General features: G+C 46.8%; 17 protein-coding genes. 7 read left to right on the forward strand and 10 right to left on the reverse strand.

Annotated features, from left to right (window positions below; genetic code table 11):
* The first annotated feature begins 14 nt into the window (after positions 1–14).
* The gene (locus MHM94_RS00105) at positions 15–461 is read left to right on the forward strand and encodes a MarR family transcriptional regulator (RefSeq protein WP_045979893.1); all 447 of its coding nucleotides are present in this window, start codon (positions 15–17) and stop codon (positions 459–461) included.
* 47 nt (positions 462–508) lie between these two features.
* Here MHM94_RS00105 and MHM94_RS00110 read toward each other — a convergent pair whose 3' ends face one another.
* The 3 genes from MHM94_RS00110 to MHM94_RS00120 form a co-directional block, all read right to left on the reverse strand.
* Complete coding sequence (locus tag MHM94_RS00110) at positions 509–3,640, reverse strand: carboxypeptidase regulatory-like domain-containing protein (protein ID WP_138508325.1); 3,132 nt, start codon at positions 3,638–3,640, stop codon at positions 509–511.
* Between the two features lie 532 nt (positions 3,641–4,172).
* Positions 4,173–7,385 carry a TonB-dependent receptor gene (locus MHM94_RS00115; protein WP_235418236.1) on the reverse strand — a complete coding sequence of 1,071 codons (3,213 nt, stop codon included), beginning with the start codon at positions 7,383–7,385 and terminating at the stop codon, positions 4,173–4,175.
* Between the two features lie 78 nt (positions 7,386–7,463).
* A complete protein-coding gene (locus tag MHM94_RS00120; protein ID WP_235418237.1) occupies positions 7,464–8,288 on the reverse strand; it encodes a S1/P1 nuclease in 825 nt (274 codons plus the stop codon).
* A 260-nt stretch (positions 8,289–8,548) separates the two neighbouring features.
* Here MHM94_RS00120 and MHM94_RS00125 point away from each other — a divergent pair, with 260 nt between their 5' ends.
* Together MHM94_RS00125 and MHM94_RS00130 are read left to right on the forward strand one after the other, a co-directional pair.
* The gene (locus tag MHM94_RS00125) at positions 8,549–9,391 is read left to right on the forward strand and encodes a phosphate/phosphite/phosphonate ABC transporter substrate-binding protein (RefSeq protein ID WP_235418238.1); all 843 of its coding nucleotides are present in this window, start codon (positions 8,549–8,551) and stop codon (positions 9,389–9,391) included.
* Complete coding sequence (locus MHM94_RS00130) at positions 9,388–10,377, forward strand: hypothetical protein (RefSeq protein WP_235418239.1); 990 nt, start codon at positions 9,388–9,390, stop codon at positions 10,375–10,377. The genes MHM94_RS00125 and MHM94_RS00130 overlap by 4 nt, the downstream gene beginning before the upstream one ends.
* Here MHM94_RS00130 and ushA read toward each other — a convergent pair.
* Positions 10,364–11,983, reverse strand: coding sequence for a bifunctional UDP-sugar hydrolase/5'-nucleotidase UshA (gene ushA, locus MHM94_RS00135; protein WP_235418240.1), 1,620 nt, complete (start codon positions 11,981–11,983; stop codon positions 10,364–10,366). The two genes, MHM94_RS00130 and ushA, sit on opposite strands and share 14 nt — an antisense overlap.
* 148 nt (positions 11,984–12,131) lie before the next feature.
* Positions 12,132–12,374, reverse strand: a complete 243-nt coding sequence (locus MHM94_RS00140; protein ID WP_306341141.1) for a hypothetical protein — start codon at positions 12,372–12,374, stop codon at positions 12,132–12,134.
* A 198-nt stretch (positions 12,375–12,572) separates the two neighbouring features.
* Here MHM94_RS00140 and MHM94_RS00145 point away from each other — a divergent pair, with 198 nt between their 5' ends.
* Entirely contained in the window at positions 12,573–13,307 is a 735-nt protein-coding gene (locus MHM94_RS00145) for a peptidylprolyl isomerase (protein WP_235418241.1), read from the forward strand.
* 56 nt (positions 13,308–13,363) lie between these two features.
* On the opposite strand, the gene MHM94_RS00150 is transcribed toward MHM94_RS00145, so the two are convergent.
* The gene (locus MHM94_RS00150) at positions 13,364–13,777 is read right to left on the reverse strand and encodes an MAPEG family protein (protein WP_022945198.1); all 414 of its coding nucleotides are present in this window, start codon (positions 13,775–13,777) and stop codon (positions 13,364–13,366) included.
* 190 nt (positions 13,778–13,967) lie between these two features.
* On the opposite strand from MHM94_RS00150, the gene MHM94_RS00155 reads away from it, so the two are divergent.
* Positions 13,968–16,853, forward strand: coding sequence for an insulinase family protein (locus MHM94_RS00155; RefSeq protein ID WP_235418242.1), 2,886 nt, complete (start codon positions 13,968–13,970; stop codon positions 16,851–16,853).
* 59 nt (positions 16,854–16,912) lie between these two features.
* On the opposite strand, the gene MHM94_RS00160 is transcribed toward MHM94_RS00155, so the two are convergent.
* The 3 genes from MHM94_RS00160 to MHM94_RS00170 are packed head-to-tail and all read right to left on the reverse strand — an operon-like array spanning position 16,913 to position 20,413.
* Positions 16,913–17,536 carry a PqiC family protein gene (locus MHM94_RS00160; protein WP_235418243.1) on the reverse strand — a complete coding sequence of 208 codons (624 nt, stop codon included), beginning with the start codon at positions 17,534–17,536 and terminating at the stop codon, positions 16,913–16,915.
* On the reverse strand, positions 17,536–19,194 hold the full coding sequence (pqiB, locus tag MHM94_RS00165; protein ID WP_022945195.1) for an intermembrane transport protein PqiB: 1,659 nt from the start codon (positions 19,192–19,194) through the stop codon (positions 17,536–17,538). Before pqiB ends, MHM94_RS00160 begins: the two co-directional genes overlap by 1 nt.
* Positions 19,187–20,413 carry a PqiA/YebS family transporter subunit gene (locus tag MHM94_RS00170; protein ID WP_138548974.1) on the reverse strand — a complete coding sequence of 409 codons (1,227 nt, stop codon included), beginning with the start codon at positions 20,411–20,413 and terminating at the stop codon, positions 19,187–19,189. Before MHM94_RS00170 ends, pqiB begins: the two co-directional genes overlap by 8 nt.
* A gap of 84 nt (positions 20,414–20,497) precedes the next feature.
* Between MHM94_RS00170 and MHM94_RS00175 the strand changes: the two genes are divergently transcribed.
* The gene (locus MHM94_RS00175; RefSeq protein WP_235418244.1) at positions 20,498–21,295 is read left to right on the forward strand and encodes a transporter substrate-binding domain-containing protein; all 798 of its coding nucleotides are present in this window, start codon (positions 20,498–20,500) and stop codon (positions 21,293–21,295) included.
* On the opposite strand, the gene MHM94_RS00180 is transcribed toward MHM94_RS00175, so the two are convergent.
* A complete protein-coding gene (locus MHM94_RS00180; protein ID WP_235418245.1) occupies positions 21,284–22,075 on the reverse strand; it encodes a thioesterase family protein in 792 nt (263 codons plus the stop codon). The genes MHM94_RS00175 and MHM94_RS00180 overlap by 12 nt on opposite strands.
* A gap of 185 nt (positions 22,076–22,260) precedes the next feature.
* Between MHM94_RS00180 and dnaK the strand changes: the two genes are divergently transcribed.
* Positions 22,261–24,186 carry a molecular chaperone DnaK gene (dnaK, locus tag MHM94_RS00185; protein ID WP_022945191.1) on the forward strand — a complete coding sequence of 642 codons (1,926 nt, stop codon included), beginning with the start codon at positions 22,261–22,263 and terminating at the stop codon, positions 24,184–24,186.
* The last annotated feature ends 149 nt before the right edge of the window (positions 24,187–24,335 follow it).

Raw genomic sequence — 24,335 nt, forward strand, 5'->3', positions numbered from 1 at the left:
TACGTGTAAAGTCGATGTCATTTGATTTAAATAACTTCATCCCCTATCTACTCACCTTGTCTGGGGCCAAAGTCAGCGCCGCTTTTGCCTCTGTTTATCAAGATTCATTATCAACTCCCCAATGGCGCATTATGTGTCATTTAAGACAACAAAAATCAGGCCTAACGTCACGCCAACTATGCGACTATGCGCTATTAGACAAATCAACGGCATCGCGGGCAATTAATGGTTTGCACGCACAATTGTGGGTTGAGGTGCAGCCTTGTGCGGAGGATAGGCGCGCCAAACAAGTGCGTTTAACGCCTTTGGGCGAGTCATTGATGGATGAGTTAGAGGCGAGGGCTTTGCAGTGGCAACAGAGCTTAATAACCGAGCTAAGCGCACAGGAACAGGCCTTGCTGAAAGGTTGTTTGCAGAAATTAAACCGCGCTGCAGAGGCGAGCGCCAGTCGTCAGGCATAAAAAAGGCCCACCTTAGGTGAGCCTTCTATTATCGTGTTTACTAATCATTAGAACGTATAGCGAACACCGATGCGCATTTCCCACAGTGACGCGTCGCGTTGTACAGACGTGTCTTGGTTGCCATCGTTAAAGCCGGTATAAACATAACGGCCGTTGCTGTCGATATTCATATCAACCATACGGTTGCCTACGAATGAGCCTTTTTTGTAAGTGCCCCAGTCGTCGTTCAACAGGTTAGTTAGGTTGTCGATGACAAAGAACACTTCACCTTTGTGGCCTTCTGCGAAGCCAGGCAGCTGTTGCGTTACTTTCAAATCAAACTTCACATACCACTCGGCATTTTCAGAGTTACGATCGGTCACTGAGCCACGCTTCAAGCCTTCTTCTTCGATGAATGCATTGAACGCAGCGAGGTCTTCGGCACTCATGTCATAAACAACGTTTGGATCGTTTTCCAACGGTACGTACAGTAATTGGCGTGAACCATAGCCGTAGTTGTTGAAATCGCCGAACTGGCTGTCTGCGGTATCAAACACGTAGCTGTAAGGTAAGCCTTCGCTTGCTTGACCAAGTAGGTTGAAGCGAGTTTCGTAACCATCGAAGAACTCTTGGGTGTAGCCAAGGCGCAACGTAAAGCGGTGCGGTACTTCGTAATCCGAAGTGGCCGGTCCTGGCATACCTGGATTGGTGGTTGCGAAGTTACTGTAGTTCGATGCCGCCACTGAGCTATTCATTGGGTTTACATCTTCTGAATCAGTAAATGCATAGGCCACAGTGAAGTCGATGCCGTTATCGTATGACTTGCTTAGCGCTGCCGAGATAATGGTTGATTCGCCATCATCGCCGTCTACATTGGTGAGCATGTACTCTTGATCGCGACCTTCGATGCTTTCGAAGATTGGACGACCGTCAAAGGTTGTCTCGCCGCTATCACGTAAAGCGATGTCTTGTAGGTACGCTGAATCTTGTTTTTGCGTGTGCAATACATCTAAGTTAACAACATAGTCATTTTCGAAGGTGTACGTAGCACCGACTGAGTACTTCCACTCTGACGGGATTTCAAAGTCTGGGTCGATAGAGTGAGTTGCTGAGTCACCTGCGCCTGGTGTGGTTGCTGCGATTTCATCAAACAGTGACTGTGGTACGCCGTAACCCGGAGTATCACCATTGGTCATTGCTGTATTGAACAGATCGACGTCATCCGCACGCAATTGAATTTGTGTTACACCGTCGTTTTGGTAAGCGCTTGACGCCCATACGTTCGGATTACCACCTGAGTAAAGACCGAAACCAGCGCGAATCTCAAGGGCATCGTCTACGAACCAGTTAAAGCCAACACGCGGTTGCAACAAATCAACGCCATCTAGGTTTTGCTGGTTAGAGAAGCCATAGCGATTTTCAAATTGCGCATTGAAGTTTGGATAGTCGTCGCTTTGGTATTTGTCATAGCGTAAACCAAACAACAAGGTCGCATCGATATCAGTGAAACTATACTCGTCTTGAACGTATAGAGTATGCACTTGGTATGAGAATTCCGCCGCTAAGTCGTTCGGGTTGTTGCTGCCCGCTGCGTTATAATAATAAACGCGATCAGCGATACCTTGCTCGTAATCTTCGATTGAGTCGAAGCGGAACTCACCTTCGGTGTGTTGTACGAAAAGGTTGAACACGTTCAAATCTTCATACTCATAACCGGCAGTAATAGTATGTTGGTCAAGGTAATAAGTACCTGAGATTTTCGCAGTCAGGTTATCCCAGTTAAGGTCGTTTGACTGACGTGAATCATCCGGGCCGATGTATACAGTGTCGTCATTGGGGCCGTAGCTGATTTGGAATTCACCGAAACCGCTAGCCGCATCAAGTGACTCTTGGCGAGCATCTAGGTCTGACTTGCCGATACGTACTTCAGTTGAGAAGTTGGCCGACCAGTCTGAGTAAAGTGAACCGACGATAGAGTAGAACTCTGCGCCACGCTCGTAGAAGTGACTAGAGAATGCCAATTCGTCGTTGTCAGCATCAGACTGTGAAAGATCAAAACCATCGTTGTAGTTATACACTACACTGGCGCGGTGATCTTCGTTAATGTTCCAGTCTAGTTTTACCAACAGCTTTTCATCTTCGATAGGCATGCTGCCTGGCGTTCCGCCGATATCGTAGTTATAAACATCGCTGGTGATTTGGCGAATGCGGTCGATATCTGATTGGCTGATATTACCATTGTCGATAGGGCCGTAATCGAACTGTTTTACCCCTTCCAACTTCTCGTAAGAGGTGAACAAGAATAGCTTATCTTCAATCAGTGGCATGCCCACATTAAAGCCGTAGCGTTTTTCGGTGTAGTTGCCGTTATCAATGTCGCCATCGATTTCGTCGATGCTGTCGCCTTTCATCGAGTCATTGGTGTAATCAAAGAATACGCCACCGTGCAACTCATTGGTACCAGATTTAGTAACGGCGTTGATGTTACAAGAGGTAAAGCTGCCGTACTGAACGTCAAACGGGGCCATTTCAACGGCGACTTGCTCTAGCGCGTCAAACGAGAACGGCTGGCGCACCGTTGGGTAACCATTTGAATTCAAACCAAAGTTGTCGTTCATACGAACGCCATCAAGGGTTAGGCTGTTAAAGCGTGGGTTAGCGCCACCACAGTGAATCGCATCGCGGCTATCGTCCACATAAATACGTGGGTCGGCACGGACAATATCTTTAATATCACGGTTAATGGCTGGTGCTGATTCTAAATCTGCTTGAGTAAAGGTCGCGGCCGGGCCGGTGCCACCTGAAAATGAACTAATAGGACGGCCGGTGACTACGATTTGCTCGATATCGCCTTTCGCTTGAAGTTGCACTGTTACTGGGTACTCTTTACCCAGTGATAGATAAACATTTTCAACGACTTGGTCTTCAAATTTATCTGAGTCGATCAGTACATTGTATGGGCCGCCAACGCGCAAGCCTTTGGCGCTAAAGTAGCCAGCATCATTGACTACAGCGGTCTTTGCAGAGCCTGTCGGCAAGTGAATAATGGTCACTTCAGTGCCTGCAGCCGGGTTGCCGTTTGGTCCAGTGATTTGACCTTTGACTGAGGATGCGGTTTCGTTAGCAAAAGCACCTGAAGACATGCCCACAGTAGCGGCAATGGCCATCGACAGTGCCGATTTCCTAAGTTGCATTTTCATGTTGTTTTCCCGTGTTTAAGTGTCATTAGTTAGACGGTCATTAATTATCGTAAGATATTAAAAACTATTATTGTTACCGTGGTATTGCGAAAAGCTAAAATTGCACATTTTATTGCAAAAATAAGCCCTTAACTTGCTCAACGGCGTGACTCTTATTGTTACTTGCTTTAAATATATTAACAGCTAAGCCTAGTTCATCGACTCATAGATGCCAGTATATCGACACACTCTGATGCGCTTGGCTTAGTGGCTGTTGAAAGTGGGTGAATTGTACCCATCATAGCCAGCTTAGTCACTCTTTTTCAGCAAATTAAAGGCCATTTGTCCGCTTTAGATTGAACTTTGTTTATAAACTGTAAGTTGGAGTATTAACCAGCAGCTGGATGTATATATCGTCGGGTGATGCGGTTGCATAAAAGCACACCAGAGTGTCAGGGGTATAATGATCACCAATAACCCTAGGGAAGAGGGAAGTCTAGGTATAAAAAAGCCCACCGAGAAGGTGGGCTTGAGGTTGCGATTTTCTAACTAATTAGAAAGTGTAGCGTACACCAATCTTAGCTTGCCAACCCGACGAACTCTTTGAAATAGAGTTGTAGTTACGAGTGTCGAAGCCATTGTGGCGACGGTCAATGATGATGCGACCTTCGTCATCTAAGCCACCAAAGTCATAGACTGCTTGGTCTGAATAGCTTAGGCGCTTTTCTACGCCCCAATCATCATTAAGTAAGTTCGCGAAGTTCTCAACCATCACGTAAAGCTGGCCTTTGTGGCCTTCGGCAAACCCAGGGATCTCTTGCTTGAAGCTTACATCCATGGTGGTTACCCAAGGTTGTGTGCCGGTGTTACGGCCGATGATCTCACCACGCTCAGAAATGCCAGCTTGGTTTAGCAAGGTTTCTAGCTCATTCCACGTCACCTGTGACTCATCCCAGTTGACCGCTGCGTCATCAGCGCCAGATGGAATATAGGCTAGGTAGGCTGAGTGGCTTTGGAACTCACTGCCGATATCGCCGAAGTCGTAATCATTGTAGAAGCCCATTGAATGGCTGTAAGGACGACCCGAACGACGCTCGAAGAACATGTTGAACTGTGATTCATAACCTTCAAAGAACTCGGTCTTGTAGCGAAGGTTAATTTTAAAGCTGTGCTCTACTTCATAGTGACCACGGCCCACAGTATCAATATTGCGGCTCTCGACTAGCGCATGCTTATAGTTACTGATCGCGCGTGATGATGAACCAGGCGCTACTTCAGTAATATCTTGGTGCGCATAGCTCACAGACGCATACAGACCGTTGTCCCACTCTTTGGCAAGTGCCGTGGCTAGGATCACTGAGCGACCGTTTTCGTCAGCATTGGTCATCATGATATCGTAATTTTCTTCACGCTCACCATCATAACGGCTCTCGTAAATCACCCGACCGTCAGCTGATTCACCCACTGGAACCAAAGCGGTATTGTGCCATACTGCTTCGTTTTCTTTTTTGTGATAAACCGCTTCACCGGTCCAGCTAAAGCCATCACCTAGTAGCTCTGAATCAAACTCATATTCAAAGCCAAGTTGAGCACGAATTGAAGACGGTAATTCAAAGTTAGGGTCGGTGTAGTTAGTGCTTCCTGCGCCTTGAGTCATAGAAGCTTGGATTGCGTCAGGTACTCGGGTGATATCCGCTTCAACACCGTCTTGTGAATAGTAATCCGCAATCGCTTGCGACGTGGCTGCTACATAAGTTAGACCATCATTTTGGTATGGATTGTTATACCAAACGTTTGGAATACCGCCTTGGAAGCGACCTACGCCACCATTGATGGTGAGGTTCTCAGACGCGTAGTATTTAAAGCCAACGCGCGGCAGAATGATGTCTAAACCATCAAGGTTCTCTTGGTTTGAGTACCCATAAGTGGCTAGGAAGTTTTCGTTTAGCGTGGGTTTATCGTCTGATGATAAGCGCTCATAACGAAGACCGACGGTAAGTTCCAACTCATCAGTAGGGTAGAATTTGTCTTCAACATACACAGCAAACTGATTACGACGTGCGTCATAAGCCGTGTCATCGGCGTTATTAGTGTAGGCATTGCTATAATCGAAGTCGTAGTTACCGTTGTAGTTACCCACTTCGCGGTTTTGGAAACCTTCTAGGCTATCAAATTCCCACACACCTAATGAACCTGCTGCAAATAGGTTGTACAGGCGCAGTGACTCGTACTGAGCACCAAAATTGATTTCGTGGTCACCCCAGAAGTAAGTACCATCGAAGGTCAGGGTGAGGTTTTCCGTTTCCGATTGGTTTTTATGACGATATTCATCGGTGCCAAACTGATAGGCAGGACCGCGATAGTATTCTTCTACCTTAACGCTACCAATGCTTGAGTTGGTGAGGCTGTCGCTACTGACATCTTTATAGGCTATACCAATTTCGGTCGAGAGATTACCTGACCAATCTGAGTATAGCTTAGCAGCAAAGTTGTTAAACTTGGTTTCGTAGGTATATCGGCTTGATGCCAACATTACTGTGTCGCCACCGGTACCGTAGTTTCGCTCGTCGGCGTCATCTTGCCATTGGTAGGTGAAATCAGCGCGGTGATCTTCAGCCACGTTCCAGCTTAGTTTTACCAGTAAGCTGTCGTTGGTATCTTCCGGGTCACCACCAAGCTCATCGCTCAGACCGTAGGTGCTGTCTAGTACAGAAAGGAACTCATTAAAGTTTTGCTCTGAGGTATCGTACTCGTGCGTTGCACCTGAGCCTTCAAAACCATAGTCCATTTCCAGTTCACTGGCCCAGCTGTTGTAGTTAACAAAGAAGAATAATTCGTCTTCGATGATAGCGCCACCGGTGCTGATCCCGAAACGCTTTTCAGATTGAATAGGGTCTGTCTTCGTTGTTTCGAAGGTGCGGCGACCATCCTCGTCGAGTACCGGTCTTCCATCTGCGTATACCTGAGAAATACTCTCTACTTCTCCAGCAAGGCTTGGGTTAGTGAATTCATAGAAACCGGTGAATTCAAACTCATTGCTTCCCGATTTAGTCACCGCATTGATAACACCACCGCCAAAGTTACCTTTTTTTGCTGAAAACGGTGAGGTATCTACTGACACTTGTTCAATAGCGTCAAGTGCAACAGGTGGCTGCTCAGTGGGGTAACCGCCATAGTTTAAGCCGAAATCGTCATTTTGGCCGATGCCGTCAACGGTTAAGCTGTTACTTCTTGGGTTGCTACCGGCAATGGTTAGCTCGCCACTACCATTAATGCTTGCTAACGGATTCAAACGAGCAATGTCTTTGATATCGTTATTAAAGCTCGGAGTGTTAGCAATTGTGTCTTGGCCAAATACGCTGCTTGAACCGCCTGCTTTTTGCAAAATACGGTAGCCTGATACTTCGATACGCTCTACGTTGATAGGCTCAAGCTGAGAAGTGACGCGGCGAGTTTCACCTAGTTCAAGATAGATGTTCTCCAGCTCTGCATCACTGTATTTATCTGAGTCTATGAGGATGCGGTATGGACCACCTACACGCAAACCCTTGGCGATGAACGCGCCAGAATCGTTAGTCGTAAAGGTGCTCACCGTGCCGGTAGGCTCGTGGATCACTGAGATTTGCACGTTAGGTGCAGCATCGCCTTTAGGCGTGGTGATCTTACCGCGCATTGATGATGAAGTATCGGCTGCGAAAGCGTTTGCTGACACGCCCAAAGCGAGTACGAGCGCGCCGGCCACTTTCGTTAAGCGAACGTTTTTCATTATGTTGTTTCCCGTGTTTTGTTTCATTGGTTAAACAGTGTGTAATCGAGTGAATATTTTTATTGTTATTAATTCGGTCTATTGTTGTCCGTATAGCGCGTTAAGCACGGCTGCTAGGCGTACACCCGCACGCTGCAGTTGCTGCTCCATCACTGGACGATAGGTAAATAAGTAGTCGTAGCTGACTTGCTCACCGGTATTGGCGTAAATGTCTTGCGCTAAGTGGTGAGACTCAATGAGCCACTTTTTAATATCCAGGTCTTTATTGATTGCCTTGGTATCAACGCAGCATAGGAAGTCTGCGTATTCGGAATATGACAGCTTTTGGCTCTCAACAAGGTCGGTATCCCATAAACGATGTAAATTGGTTTGCTCACGAAAGAAGGTGACATCGATGCGGTTACCGCCTCGGTCCTCGGCATTACCGACATGCATAGGTTGGTGAATATCGCCAATAATATGAATTAAAAAACGCAAATAGAATTGCTGCTGTTGTTGGCTTGTTTTTGGCGAGCGCAGTGCCTTCATAGCCGTTAGGATGGCTGTATAAGCGTCTTTTACATCATGCTTGTGTTCTTTTGCTGAGAAGTGCTGGTGTGTAAATTCCTCAACGGAGTCGATATTAATGTAATGCCAAGGGCTGGCCTGCTTTTGCCAGAAAGTATCGGAGGAAGAGCGCATTTCATCAGCCCAAGTACTGACTCTGGCCATACTGTGGCCCGCTAAAATGGTAGACACCTGTTGCTTTGCATCAGCATCCAAATGGTGCTCAGCAATGGCTCCTACAATACGATGACCGTTGGCGCCCCAAGCGCTCACTTTCGTTGCGAAAAAACTAACAAAAGCGAGGGTGCAAATAAGCGGCAATTTGCTCAGATGCGTATAATTGAACTGTAAACTCATTGTTGTTGTCACGTTACTGGCTTGCTTAAGTGAAGGCAAATTGTCCGGATTTTTAAGCGAAAAAACAGGACTTGATGGGATTCATAATTACTTGTTAATAAAGTATATAAAACAATTGCTTATGGGTTATAAATAAAATTACCTATTGCAATAAGTAATTATAATTGTTGAAATGGTAATTGAATTCAACAAAAGCAGCACAAAAGCCCGTGACAAGCATATTTAACAGACGTGACACTGCGCTTATCCTGGTTACATTAATGGTACTGGCGTTAACTAGTTACCTTATCGGAACAATGCGTTTTACCTTGGCAACCACGCAACTGGGTAATGTTATAGCGACTCACTACAGTTGTAATACCACCCAGCCAGAAAATAAAACGCAGCTTACGTTGTTTGCCCCAAGCGAAAATGTCGTCAAACGATTGGCTCAATCGCTATGTAAGGACACCACTGTGTCTAAGCAATACGGCGCTGTCCAAGCTTTTTGGGGAGGCTCTTCTGAGTTTGAGGTGAATGTGCTGGGAAAAGGTTTAGCGGATTTAATCCTTGCCAAGGAAAACCTCTTCAGTGCCTTTACCGCTCACGAAACCTATGGCTACTCACCGCTAGTCGGTTATCCTTCATACACGGCCTACTTTATTGCTAGTAAAGAAAAGCCGCGCTTAGAGAAAAGCTACTTTCTTGATAAGCGCATTGGCTTAATTGAATATCCCACCAGTCGCTCCGGTCACATTATGCCCAAGCAGGTGTTTAAGGAGCTTGATATTAATATGAATAGCCTGAATATCACTTTTGTGAACTCGCACAGTGCGTTGCGAGATAAGTTAGCGCTAGGTGAAGTGGATATCATTAGCTCTTATTGGCAACAAGCAGATAACGAGCGTTTTTCTGCAAATTATATAACCGCAATCAGTGACAATATCAGTGGTAGCCATTGGTTTTTACGCCAAGCCAGTGACAATCCTGACTTAGCCTGTGCTATTCAGGGCGCTATTTTAAGCCAAGCAGAAGAGCAATCGGCACAGTACTTTAAACAAGCCAAACCTTATTGGCAGTGCAGTGATTCAGCACCTGCAACATTTAAAGGAGAGCCGCTGTGAGAGCGATTAAAGTTGCATTGCTAAAGCACATGCACAGCTGGGTTCGGCGCTTTAATGCCAATATCGCCACGGTTTTATTTGCATGCTTGGCTATGATTATCGCTTACTGCAGTTACGCAGTGGGGGCATTGAATAGCTGGCATCATCAACAGCAACAAGTGATAGCCCATGTCAAAACACGGATAGCCCTGGATGCTCAATACATTGGACTACCCAATAGGTTGTTGGAGGTACCGGGCGATCGCAAACGCGTGGTGCATTATCTTAAGCAGCTCAACACTCACCTCACATCACAAGGTTACGCAATTCAAGTGCATGCAATAGCGGGTACAACGCTCGGTAATGAGACAAGCAATCTTGAGAGCTTCAACCTCGTTCGCACAGGTGGGGAGACGTTCACCGTGACGCTGTCACCAGCGGTGATGCCTCTAGCCCAGCTATTGAGTCCTTGGCCTTTCCTCATCGTGCTGTTGCTGTCTGTCGCCATGCGAGCATGGTTTAAAACCCTCCAAAGCAAATTAGATAAAGCGCGAGAAGCGGGTATGCCGATACTCGAGCGCAAACGCCTACTTATTGATTTAGCGGATAAAAGCCTACGCTATGGTGAGCAGGGCAGGCAGGTGCAATTGGCGAACAAACCTCTTTGTTTTTATCTGGCGCTGTTGGAGTTTGGCATTGAATACCCTGAGGTGACGTTAAATCAAAATAAAGAGGTGCCACAGGAGCTACTGGATTTGGCCCACAAGTATTTTGGCCGCTTAATCGATTTAGGACACACGATTAGAAAGCGCCCCAACTTTGGCAATAGTTTAGAGAAAACGCTAAGTGAAATTCGTGCTGCATTGGATGAAGTGTTTGCAGCAGACTCGCAAGATAAAGAGCCTTATTTTCCGCCTAAAGCCCATGGTGAAGGGTCACGCTCGCGTGTCCATCACTATGGGCTTAGGGCCGTCGATGGCGATGATTTTGAGGTTATTGGCAAGTAACCGGATGAGGCACGTTAATTGCCTTAATTGGGCTGTGCTTGCTTACATACTCGCTCAAAATACTGGCATCCGAGTCGCCAGTATCAACGAAGCGGGTGTCGGTGTTTAAACGCGGATAGCCATCGCCACCTGCCGCATTGTAGCTATTGATACTCATACGATAGGTCTTATCTAGCTCTAACGCTTGACCGTCAATGCGTACTGATACCAATTCATCCCCCTCGCACACCGGTGCTACTTGGTTGAAGTGGGCATAGGCGCCAGAATCGACAGGGTATGATGCAACTTTACTGATGTATGCAAAAGCCTCACGACCACTAAACTCAATGTAGCCAATGCGGTTTTTAAATGGGTGTACACGAAGAATATCTTTGTAATCGATATCTCCTTGGCTGATTGAGTCACGAATACCGCCGCCACTAATGACTGCAAAATCAGCATCGACATGATTCATTTGTGCTTGGGTGATCAGCTGTCCTAAATTCGTCTGTCCAAAGCGGACTTTGTTTCTGTCGCCTTGAAGGTGAACTTCGGTATGCCCTAAAGTCACGCTTAACTTTTCTTGGCCTTTTTGCTGGTAAGGAGTTAAAAAGTCGAGCATTTCTTGGTCTTTGTTGATGTAATCACCGACCCATTCACCGGTCGCGTCTTTAAGGTTTACTGGGATCAGCTCATAGCTTTCAAGAGTCAACTCTTCACCTAGCAGTTTAAATCGAGCATGACCCACATACTTGCCCCATTCATGGGCTTGCATGATCCAAATACCGTTTTGATTATCTGGCTGGCAGGGCATGCCTGGGCGGTAACCATCATTGTTGCTGTTCTTTGCCGCCATGCACACTGGTTCTTGGGAGTGGCCACCGATGATCATATCTACGGCGCCTTTGGGTAAATTGCGGGCTAAGGTTACATCGCCGGGGGCGTTAATGCCGTGTTGAGCATTGCTGTAGTGACCCATGTGCGTGACGGCAATAACGATATCAGGGTCGCGGCGCTCAATTTCAGGAAGCATGTTTTTGGTCGCGGTTGCGGGCTCAATAAAATCAAAATTACCGATAAAATCAGGGTTCGCAATCTTTGCGGTGTCGGTGGTGGTCAGGCCTAAAATAGCGATATTTAGATTATCTCTTTGTAATAGCGTATAAGGAGTGTAAGCAGGCTCGCCATTGCGTTTATCGATAATATTAGCGCTCAGCAACGGAAAGTCGGCCCAACGTTGCTGCTTGTCTAATACCGCTAATGGGTTATCAAACTCATGATTGCCAATGGCCATGGCATCGTAGCCTAACAGAGTCATGGCTTTAAAATCAGGTTCCGCGTGTTGTAAGTCAGACTCAGGAATACCAGTATTGATATCTCCCCCTGAGAGCAACAGCACGGTATCGCCTCGTTGTTTAGCTTGTGCGCGCAACTGTTTTAGTAATGTTGCGCGCGCGGCCATACCGTATTCACCTTTATCGTTATGCCAAAAGCGGCCATGGTGATCGTTAGTATGAAACACACTAATATAGTGCGCTTGTGCGGAGTCAGAGTGTGACTCGGGTGTCAGCGTGGAGGCAGAGCATGCACTGAGCAGTGTAAGCACTGAAAGAGTAATTAGGCGCACAGGAGATTCCTATCGGCGATTGTCGTTGCGCCTGATTTTAATTAAATTTTATGACAATTTCACTAGTCTGAGACGGACTGTGCAAATCCGTCTTTATATACCCCGAGTTAAGATATTTGCTGAAGCAACCGGGCTCAGCCGCAACAGATCAGCCAGTTAGCTCACTGTGCTGGCTTGCACAAGACGAGACGCTGGCCAGTGCAGCTTGTTCACGACGGCGTAACTCAGCACGTGCTACGGGTGCCTGATGATGATTGACGCCGACCATCCAGTTTAAAAACGATGCAGGCACTTGACGGTACGACTCGCCTTTGTGAACACCAAAGTCGCAAATGAGATTGTTGCTGTTATCCATAGTTGTTGTTTTTAGCTGCTCAAATGATATGCACATACTAGAGAACTCTTGATAGTTTGATAAGTCGAATCTGTTTTAAAAAAGCGCAAAAAGATACTTTATAGTTATATGTTGTTAACCAATTTGTAACTGGGTTTTACCCCCAGGTATCAATTTGTTGTTATTCACTGTGCCTCATGGAAGCATGGCTTGAGTCAATGTAAAGTGGCTCAAAACAACAACATAGGAAATCCCATGAATAAATTTATTGGCTTTGGTCTGGTCGCAGCGGGGCTTACTCTTGCGCAACCTGTTCACGCGACTATCGTTGAAATGCAAACCTCCCAAGGCAGCATTCAAATTAACCTCTTTGATCAGCATACACCAAAAACAGTGGCTAATTTTCTAGGTTATGTTGAGCGTGGCGATTATCAGTTTAGTTACCTGCATCGCTCCGAGCAGGACTTTATTGTTCAGGGGGGCGGGTTTATTTACGATGGCGGGGCCGTGGCCATTGAATCCCAAGGGACGGTAGATAATGAGCCTGTGCTATCCAATGTCGCTGGCACCATCGCCATGGCTAAACGCAGTGGCAACGCTAACAGCGCGTCAAGTCAGTGGTTTTTCAATGTCGCCGATAACAGTAGTAACTTAGATCTGCAAAACGGTGGATTTACGGTGTTTGGTCAGGTCATAGGTGAGGGGATGGAGGTTGTTAAAGCCATTAATGCGCTGCCTACTTGTTCTAGCACGCCGGTCGTTGATTACAGTACGAACGAATGCCAGCAAGGCGCTGAACTAACGGCAAACAACCTAGTTATTGTTAATGATGTTATTGTCATTGATGATGACCCCAATTCGGCGGCAAACCTGACTCCGGTTGAAAATACCTTAATTGATGAACCTGTCGAGCCAGGTGATGATTCAAGCTCAGGTGCATTTTGGTGGTTGTTACCTCTTAGCTTGTTGATTCGCTGGCGCCGCGCGTAAGACAAGCCTAATCGGCGTGCTAGGGTATCGATAGCGCGCCGTTTCTTGGGCGGGTATTAGAGCATGCGCAACACCAACATGATCCACATCGCCAGCACGGTGATGCAACCAAACAAAAAGAGGTAGTAACGTGTTTTTAGGTGGTTACTACTTATATGGACCACAGTATGCGCAAGGCGCAGTAGTACAAAACCCCAAGCCAAGGCGGTGAAAGCGTAGCCGGTGGTTTGTGTAATTAATGCAGTGAGCACAGCAACATAAAATAAAACTGGGATTTCGAATTGGTTAATAAAGTTACGCCCGGCCACTTGCACTGATTCCGGGGCGTTGTCGAGATCCATAGTGGCAAATTGTTGCATTTTAATTTGTTTGTTGCGTGCGGCAGCGAAACGACGTCGCCCCATTATTACCATCACCACAAGGGTTAACAGTACTTGCGCGAACATTGCCAAAATAAGCCATTGGTGCACGTTAATCTCCCATTACTCGTTATTATTTATAAACATCCCAGACCATACCTGAATTACTCTTATTATTCGAGTGCCAGAAAAGGTAGTCAGTGTTTTCATACATTGTTACAAACTTGATAGCTTTTTCATTGCATTTTCATCAGTGATTTTTGATCATAAAAGAAAACGTCCACTTATAAGAGACAAATTCATGAAAAAGACATTAGCACTGAGTGCCCTGAGCCTTGCCGTACTGGCTGGTTGTAAAAGTACATCGGCGCCTTTACAAAGCGAACTGACTCAGCAACTGATCCCGGAAAACTTAGTTGTGAGCCCTAACGACAAGCGGGCCTACGAGACACTGACGTTGGACAATGGCATTGATGTGGTGCTGGTTTCTGACCCCAGTGCTGAGAAATCTGCGGCGGCATTAAGCGTGGGCGTTGGGCTTTTGCACGACCCCATGTCGCAACAAGGCATGGCGCATTATCTCGAACATATGCTGTTTTTAGGCACTGAACGCTACCCCGATACTAAGGGCTACAGTGACTTTATGACCAAAAATGGCGGTGCTCATAACGCTTATACCTGGCTCGATATCACCAACTATATGTTCAAAGTGAATAACGATGCCTACGCTGAGGGGCTTGACCGTTTTAGTGACTTTTTCAAATCGCCAAAGCTGTACCCTGAGTACACTGATAAAGAGAAAAATGCGGTCAATGCCGAGTGGTCGATGCGCCGCGAAATGGACTTTTTCGGTCAGTTTAAACTCGCGCGTAAAATGATGGGTGAGCACCCAGCAAACCGCTTCCTGATTGGTAATTTAGAGACGTTGGGCGATAAGGAAGGGAGTTCACTACACCAAGAAACGGTTGACTTCTATAACCAGTATTACTCCGCGAATATAATGAAAGTGGCGATGATCTCCAATCGCCCACTCAATGAAATGCGCCAGCTAGCGAAGCAATATTTCGCCAATATCGAAAATAAAAACATTGAAGAGCCACAAGTGAATGCTGAACTGGATTTTGATGAGGCAGGTGGCAAACGTATTTACTACAAGCCCAATGAAGATGTGAAACAGCTGAAGCTTGATTTCACGATTAAAAATAACATGGATAAGTTTGCCCTTAAGCCGAACCGCTTTGTGGCCTACTTACTTAGCAATGAAATGCCAGGCTCTCCAGCGCAAATACTGCGTGATAAGGGCTGGGTCTCACAATTGAGTGCCAATGCATCAGCGAATATGTACGGCAATTATGGCGCGTTGTCAGTGGATATTGAACTGACGGATGCGGGGATGCAAAACCGTGAACAAATCGTCGCCACGGTTATGCGATACATTGAGCTTATCAAGGAAAATGGTGTTGATGAGAAGTACTTCGACGAAATTCGGACGTCGCTGAATAACCAGTTTCAGTTCTTAGAGAAAAGCGACGAATTTAGTTATGTTTCTTCGTTAACGCAAAGCATGCAGGATTATCCGCTCACCAACGCAATTAACGCGCCTTACTATTATGGTGAGTTTAATCCGCAGGCAGTGCAAGATGTGCTGGCACAGCTGAATGGCGAGACCTTGCGAGTTTGGTATATTTCTCAGCAAGAGCAAACCGATAGCCAGCTGCACTTCTACGACGGCGAATACCGCATTGAAGATATCAGCAGCGAAGAGCAAGCAAGTTGGCAGCAAGCAAGCGAGTTTGCTTTGTCTTTACCCAGCGTTAATCGTCTGCTGCCACAGCATTTTGATATCAAAACCCGAGGCTACGCAGCGCAAACTAAACCGGTTGTGAGCTACGATAAAAACGGTATAAAGATTTGGCAGCAGCCGAGCCAACATTTTGCTGAGCAGCCTAAGGGGTTGGTCGAGGTGTATGTTAATTCACCAGCGCCACAAAACGATATGACTGCTAAGGTGTTAATGAATTTGTGGGCCGATTTATACAATTTGTCGCAAACCGCGTTGGCAACCGAGGCCTCTATTGCTGGCATGTCGGTAGGCATGGACCCTGGTAACGGGTTTACTCTCACTGTCGGCGGGTTCACCGATAAACAGCCAGAATTGTTACGTGAAGCGCTAAGCAACTTGCAGGTTGAAGTCGATGAACAAGCATTTAATCAAGCCGTTGACCGCTATGTACGAGCACTAAACAATGCGCAGCAGCAATTTCCTTTTTACCAAGCGTTTGATGAGTACTCCAATCTAGTTCGCTCTGGCAGTTACGACACCGAGGCACTGATTGCCAAAGCGCAATCACTTACGGTAGCGGACTTAGAGCAATTGATGAGCCAAGTGTTGACGCATAACACAGTGCGGGTATTTGCTTTTGGTAATTATGATCAAAGCAGTATTGACGTTATTGCCAAAAATATTACTCAGGCGCTGCCGACGCAAAAAGAAGATAGCCAGTATACGCGTTCTCAGTCTTGGCAACCTAAGCAGGGCGAAACCTATGTTGTTCATAAAGACATAGAGGTGGCCGATGTCGCTATTATTGACATGGTTTATCACCCGACCCCAGGTTATGCGCAAAAAGCAGCGGCTGCGGTATTACAAGGGCACTTCCGTACGGTGGCCTTTGATAAACTGCGCACTGAAGAGCAGCTGGCTTACGCCGTTGGTGCTATCGCCCGTCCACTTGAGGACTATGCCGCCATAGGGTTGTTTATTCAAACCCCGGTCAAAGGCCCGAAGGCAATGCAGGCCCGTTTTGATAGCTTCAAGCAACAATATCAACAAGAGCTTAATGAGATGGATGAGGCGACGTTTGCGCAACTTAAAAATGCCACTCTCGTGGCGCTCAAAGAGCAGCCAAAAAATCTAAAAGATGAACTTGGACGCCTTATTACCGATTGGTATCGCGAACAGTTTGATTTCAACAGCCGTAGCCAACTGATTGCGGCGGTCGAGCAACTGACGCTTGCAGACATTCAAGCATTTTACCAGCAAACGATGATGAACCCAGAAGCCGCAAGGCTCAACGTGCAGCTTCGTGGCAGTAAATTTGCCGACAAGGACTTCGCTGATTTACCTGAGCAAACCAAGGTGGAATCGGTGGCTGACTTCCAAAAGCAAATCAGCTGGCAGCAGTAGTTGACTGGATAATAAAGTGCAGAAAAGGCTCCCTTGGGAGCCTTTTTTATGTGTTTGATTTAGCCTTGATTAAAGTGCTGAGGAAGGGCGTTAGCAATCTCCGTCAAGCTGGTTTGCCATGCTTTACTCAGGGCGGACGCCAAAGCAGCGTAGCCATCTTGTGCCAGCGGCTCGCTTTGGCTAAAGCGCGCCATACTGAGTACGTGTAATTTACCTTTCTCATCAACTCGAGATAAACGCCACAAGCCTGCTATTTCTGCATTGTTATTGAGGCCGCCGTTAAAATGGTCGATGTCGATATCGAGCTGATAAAATGATGACTGCAGCTGCTCGGCGTAGACATCAGCCCCTTTGACGACCAGCACTTGCTCTAATGTAGCCATTAGCTGCAACTGGGCGCTACTTTCGAGCATGAGTGCTGGGCTATCGGCCCAAAAATGGTAATTAGCGCTGTATATTTCTTGCGGTGAGCGTCGTACCACCATGGCACGGTTATTAAGGTTACCGCGTAAACTGATAGGGCTTAAACGCAATAGGTGTTGGGTCTGCTCATCGGTGCGTAGCAGGTTGTTATTAAACAGCGCGCTATCTAATTGGTAGTAGCGGATACTGATACTTCGCGAGTCTGTGGCGCAGCCTTGTATCAGCAATGCCAGCGTCAGTAATAAAATAAGTCGAACCATTAGTTATCACTCCTTGGCAGCGGATCAGCAGGCAGCTCTTTATCAAAGATCAGCATATTAGGTTGCTCCTTTAATCCTTTCGATAGGGGCTGCAGTTCATCCATTAGGCGCTGCATTTGCTCAAGTGAAGACTGCATTTGTTGATACATTTTCGAACCATTTTGGAAGCTCGCCATGGTCACCTCAAATTGCTCCATGCTTTGCTCAAATTGGCGCATACTTTGGCTAATATCAGCCATATCTTGGGTAAACTCTTTGGGCAGCGCTTTCATACTCGGGTCGCTCATGAACTGGCGCATATCCACAGCAAGCGTTTCATAACGGGCCATGGTGCTTTCAAACTGAGCCAAACTTTCTTCTATACGAAGGCCTTTAACCTTATTGAGTACATCATTAACTTGGTTGGCCAGCACCGTGATGCCGCTGGAGGTACTGGGGAAAACAGTGTAGTCGCCGCGTTGTGTTAAGCCGACCAATTCACTATCAGGATAGATATCAAAATCAACGTAAACGGCGCCAGTAAGCAGGTTGCCAGGCTTCAAAGAAGCTTTAAGTCCTTGTTGCAGGAGCTCATCAACATGAGATTGCCAAAACTCCCTCGCTTGTGTTGAGTCGCGGTACAAGCGCCCATACTCGATACGTATAAGTACCGGAACGGCATTGCTGGTATTGCTAAAGTGAGCAGGGCGACCATCAATCATAACCTCAGCCGGGACTTGCTCGACAGTGCCTATGCGCATACCCCTGTATTCGACCGGCGCACCCTCTCGTAGGCCGCGAATGGACTGCTCAAACTCAATGAGGTAGTGCTGGTAATCATAAAATCGCTGTTCTAGCGCAGCTTTATAGCTGTCACTTAGGCTAAAGGTGTGGTCTTGCTTGGCGACTGCTCCTGGAGGATCGCCCTCTGGGGTAGCCAGCGAAATACCTCCCTTTAGCATTTTCGCGATCGACCCTGTTTTGACGTTGATACCATCAGCGGATAGGTCAAATTCGAGTCCTGAATTAACCCAAAAGACCGTGTTTAACGTCACCAGGTTTTCGTACGGCGCATTAATAAATAAACCGTAACGCATCACTTGTTGTTGCCAATCAAAATTGGCAGTTTCGATTTGGCCGATTTTATACCCTTTGAAGTAAACCCCTGTGCCCACCTCAAGCACTTCAGCATCTCGGCTGATTAACTTGTAACGCCCGCCTTTGACATCATTGGCAATCAGTGCGGGCTCCTCTTGCAATTCAAAGCGCTCGGTGAGCTGTTTACTCTCGCCAGGGGCGAATTCTAAATAAACACCCGAAAATAAAGTACTAAAGCCGGTGACTCCACTTTCATCCACGCGCGGTTTGACCACCCATATTTTTGCATCTTCAGTGAGTAAGTTATCGTAGTGGTTATCGACTTGAGCTCGGGCGATAACATGGTCGCGGCTTGACGCCAATCGAATTGCATCGACAGTGCCTATTTTTACACTGCGAACTTTGATTTCTGTTTTACCGGCGACGATACCCTCAGCATGGGGCATTTTGATGTAAATAGTTTGCCCTTGCGAGAGTTGGTGTTGCAGTAACATCCAAGCACCAACAAACAAGGCGATGATAGGGATCAGCCAAATAGGGGACAGTTTAGGCGCCGTTTTAATGCGCGCAGTATTACTCATTCACGACTCTCTTCACTTTTTCAGGGGGATCCCAAATCAAACGTGGATCAAAAGCATGGGCCGCCATCATTTGGCAAATAACCATCGCTGCGAAACATAACGCGCCCAACCCGGGTTCGACCAGCATCAGGTTGCCTAGCTGTACTAAGGCTACCAAGATAGCAACAACAAATACATCAATCATCGACCATTTGCCAATAAATTCAGTAACCTGATATAGCCGAGTGTACACCATAGAGCGGCGACTGGCTTGGCGGTAAACCATCACGCACAAGGTCGCAAGCACCAATGCTTTAGCAAATGGCACCACCACACTGGCAAGGAAGATAATCGAAGCGATGGGGTATGAACCACTTTGCCACAACAGTATTACGCCGCCAATTAGCGTTGATGGCTCTCTGTCTCCCAAGCTGGTGGTATACATGATAGGCAGTACATTGGCAGGAATGTACAACAGTACCGACGTCACCAGCCAGGCAGCGGCCTTTTGTACACTTTGCATATTGCGATAATGCGTAGTGCTATGACAGCGTGGGCATAATTTGTCGTAGGTAAGTTGCTGGCAAACATGGCAGGCGCGTAGATTGACATCAATAGCCCTCACTCCTTTTGGAACAGCGACCTCTTTATGAGGGGCAATCTGTCGCCACAGTCGAGGACGGTTGACGTAAGATAGGGCACCTATATATGTCAGCACAAACCCGCCATAGGCCCAAAAGCTAATACCAAAGGTAATGTCAGCCATAGACATTATTTTAACCATACTGACCAATACGCCGACGAGGAAAATCTCCGACATCACCCAGGTATCCAATGCCAGGGTCAATTTCAGCAGCTTACGTCCCCAATGCTTTGGCAAGGTGCGCAAAAAACCTAAGTGTAAAGGCAGCAGTAACAACAGCATCACTAAGGGTAAGATAATGATACTGATATCAATAAATATCCCTAACAGGGTGCTGTCGTAGTTAAAAAGCATGCGTCCGGCATCAGGCAAGGTCATAGTTTGCGTGATGCCTCGACTGGAGAACGAAATAAAAGGGTAAAACACTGAGCTCAATAATAAAATAATGGCACTCAGGGTGAGGGCTACAACTTTAGGGTCGTTATTGACGTTGCTTGCATTTAAGCTCGAGTGACAGTGAGGGCACTGGGCAACTTGTTTGGCTTGTAGTCGCGGCACATCGACCACTAGATCACATTGCGGGCAGGCCAGTTGCATGTTTTCTCAAACTTTATCCAGTTAACTGCTAATGTTAGAGCATAGCGCTTATTTTATGTAATTCCTAGTGACTAAGGACGGGTTATGGCAAGGGGTCTGGTAACGAAGAATTGGCTAGCTATCAGTAAGGTAATGCTGTGTACGATGTTTATGTGCACAGCAAATGCTGCCAATAACCTCGACGATAACGCTGTGGAGCTCTCCGCCAGTGCTTACATCCCACCTTATGTATTTAAAGACGGACACCACGGGATTGAGATAGATATTATCAAACATGCTTTGGAAAAAGCGCAGCTTGGGCCATTAACTTTACACTTTTTAAGTAATCGCCGTGCCGAGGCGCAGTTACGCCAAGGTAAAATTAGCGGCGCGATTAATATTCCGAAAGAGTCAGGGCTCGAGGGCTATTACAGCGAGCCCTTATTGTATTTTGAGAATGTAGCTATTAGCTTAGCTGAGCATAACTTCAGCATTGAGCAGTTCAGTGACTTACATGGTAAAAGCATTCTTGCGTTTCAAAATGCCAAAAACTACCTTGGACCTGACTATACCAAGGCCATTACTAAGGCCTTGAGTTATGATGAGGTAGTCAATCAGTATGCGCAAATAGACCATCTCATGAAGGGGTGGGTAGATGTGATTGTGCTGGAGAAGCGCATTTTTCAGTATTACTTACACACCTTTGCAATGAACCAGGGGCAACAGACAAAGCCAGTTACCATCCATGCGCTTTGGCCTCCTTCTCCCCGACACGTGGTATTTACTGATTCACAGCTGCGTGAGCGCTTCAACCAAGGTCTTGCAGAGCTAAAAAAAACACCGCGCTACAAGGCATTGCTTGCCAGCGCGCCATCGTATGCTCAGCGCCAATCAAGCAAATAAGGCCACAGTTTGTTTAGAGCGAGCAAGCACCTGCCCTGACTCAGAGTAAACAGTGGCGTCTTCATAAGCGTAGCCGTTATGTGCGGCGGTGGTGTGCACATGCAAGCCTAGCCATTGTGACGCTGCTAATTGAGGTAGCGTTAAACATTCTACATGCCAACTCATGCTACTTGCTGGTGCCGGTTGCTTAAATGCTTGTAATTGCGATGGTGGCCAGCTGTCAATCAGGGCAATGACATGGGTCCAGTCGTATTGCTGCTGTTGTCCTTTAAAGCGCATCCAGCCTGTTAAGTCAGTGCGTTCGGCGCCGCTGTAAGGCATATTGCCCTCGGTTAGGTTTAAGTCCACATGTTGAAAAAAGGCCGGCATAACATTCTCTACATAGGGTAAGCAGTTTTCTGCATCGGCGGCTTTAGGGACGGTGACAGCGGCCACTGGCACTTCAACCTCTGAGACGCGGTCTTTGGCGAATAATCCCTGGACAGATAAACACACTTGTCCATGCTGCTCAATGGTTGCGCTGTATTGGTTAGAGCTTTTGCCTTCGCGTAAATGGTGGAAGGTCAGGGTAAAGGGTGTGTCCGGAGCAATGGGGCCAATAAATTGCGCACTAAACGATCGTAAAATACGATCGCTATCGCAATGTTTCAGCATGGATTGTAAGGCTAATGCGCAAGACAAGCCGCCAAAGGCTGTGCGCCCTTGTGTCCATGAAGCAGGAAATTCGAGCGTTTGTTGGTTCTCGCCAGTCACGCTGGCCAATAGGGTATCAAAGGTCATCTGTCTCACCTTAATTGAACTTGTCAGACCAGTTTAACGGTAAATTTTCCCTTGGCGAGGGGGAAAATTGAAAAAAATGACAAAAAAACGAAATTTTTTTAATTATGACGCTTGAATTAACAAAAGCGGCCCCTATCTAGTAGTCATCGAACACGTTAACAGAATTTTGAAGTTGGAGAAGATTCATGGGTAAGATTATTGGAATCGACTTAGGTACTACTAACTCGTGTGTAGCAGTACTTGACGGTGATAAGCCACGCGTAATTGAGAACGCCGAGGGCGATCGCACGACTCCTTCTATTATCGCATTCACTGAAGACGGTGAAACGCTAGTAGGTCAGCCGGCGAAACGCCAAGCGGTAACCAACCCGACTAACACACTTTTTGCAATCAAGCGTTTAATTGGTCGTCGTTTTGAAGACGAAGAAGTACAACGCGATATCGGCATCATGCCGTTTAAGATTGTTAAAGCAGACAATGGCGACGCCTGGGTCGAAGCAAAAGGCGAAAAGCGTGCTGCTCCTCAGATTTCTGCCGAAGTCTTGAAGAAAATGAAGAAGACCGCCGAGGATTACCTAGGTGAAGAAGTCACAGGGGCTGTAATCACAGTGCCTGCATATTTCAACGATTCACAGCGTCAAGCAACAAAAGACGCAGGTCGTATCGCGGGTCTAGAAGTTAAGCGCATTATTAACGAGCCAACGGCCGCTGCGCTTGCTTATGGTATGGATAAGAAAAAAGGCGACAACGTGGTTGCCGTGTATGACCTCGGTGGTGGTACTTTTGATATCTCTATCATTGAAATCGACGAAGTAGAAGGCGAGCACACCTTCGAAGTACTGGCAACCAACGGTGACACGCACCTAGGTGGTGAGGACTTTGATAACCGCGTTATCAACTATTTGGTAGAAGAGTTCAAAAAAGAGCAAGGTATTGAGCTTAATAACGATCCGCTAGCGATGCAGCGTGTTAAAGAAGCCGCAGAGAAAGCTAAAATTGAGCTTTCAAGTGCACAGCAAACTGAGGTTAACCTACCTTATGTTACGGCTGATGCTAGCGGTCCTAAGCACATGAACGTGAAGCTGACTCGCGCTAAGCTTGAGTCATTAGTTGAAGACCTTGTTACTAAGTCTATCGAGCCATTGAAAAAAGCACTGGCGGATGCCGATTTATCGGTAGGTGATGTGAATGACATCATCCTAGTGGGTGGTCAGACACGTATGCCATTAGTGCAGAAAACGGTTACTGAGTTCTTCGGCAAAGAACCTCGCAAAGACGTAAACCCGGATGAAGCGGTAGCTATGGGTGCGGCAGTGCAAGGTGGTGTTCTTGCTGGTGACGTGAAAGACGTACTTCTGCTTGATGTTATTCCACTGTCTCTTGGTATCGAAACCATGGGCCAAGTGATGACCGCATTGATCGAGAAAAACACGACCATTCCAACGAAGAAGTCGCAAACTTTCTCAACAGCGGAAGATAACCAAAATGCAGTAACCATTCATGTACTGCAAGGTGAGCGTAAGCGCTCTGCCGACAACAAGTCGCTTGGTCAGTTCAACCTTGAGGGTATTCGTCCAGCGCGTCGCGGCGAGCCTCAAATCGAAGTCACTTTCGATGTTGATGCCGATGGTATCTTACATGTGTCAGCAAAAGATAAAGACACAGGTAAAGAGCAAAAAATCACTATCCAAGCTTCTTCAGGTCTAAGCGATGATGAAGTAGAAAAAATGGTACGTGATGCCGAGGCAAACGCTGAGGAAGATAAAAAGTTCGAAGAGTTAGTAACTGCACGTAACCAAGCAGATGCTTTAGTACACGGTACGCGTAAGCAAATCGAAGAAGCGGGTGATGATTTACCGGCAGAAGATAAAACAGCTATCGAAAGTGCGCTAACGGAACTTGAAACTGCGATTAAGGGTGAAAGCAAAGAAGAAATCGATGCGAAAACCCAAGCGCTTGCTGAGAAGTCACAAAAGCTAATGGAAATCGCGCAAGCGAAAGCCCAACAGCAAGGTGGCGCTGATGCCGGTGCACAGCAGCAATCACAAGCAAAGCAAGACGACGATGTTGTTGACGCTGAGTTTGAAGAAGTGAAAGACGAGAATAAATAAGTCTTGAACTTTGTAAGGGCGCGCTGGCGAAATCGCTTGACGCGCCCTTAGTGTATGTAGATTTTAGGAATGAGGGTTGCCATGGCTAAGGCTCAACGGTAAACCCTTTTTCACTTTGCAGCCTTGCTGCATTTATTAACAGTAGTGGT

It is taken from the genome of Pseudoalteromonas sp. CNAT2-18.1 (assembly GCF_022347865.1).
Classification (GTDB): domain Bacteria; phylum Pseudomonadota; class Gammaproteobacteria; order Enterobacterales; family Alteromonadaceae; genus Pseudoalteromonas; species Pseudoalteromonas ruthenica.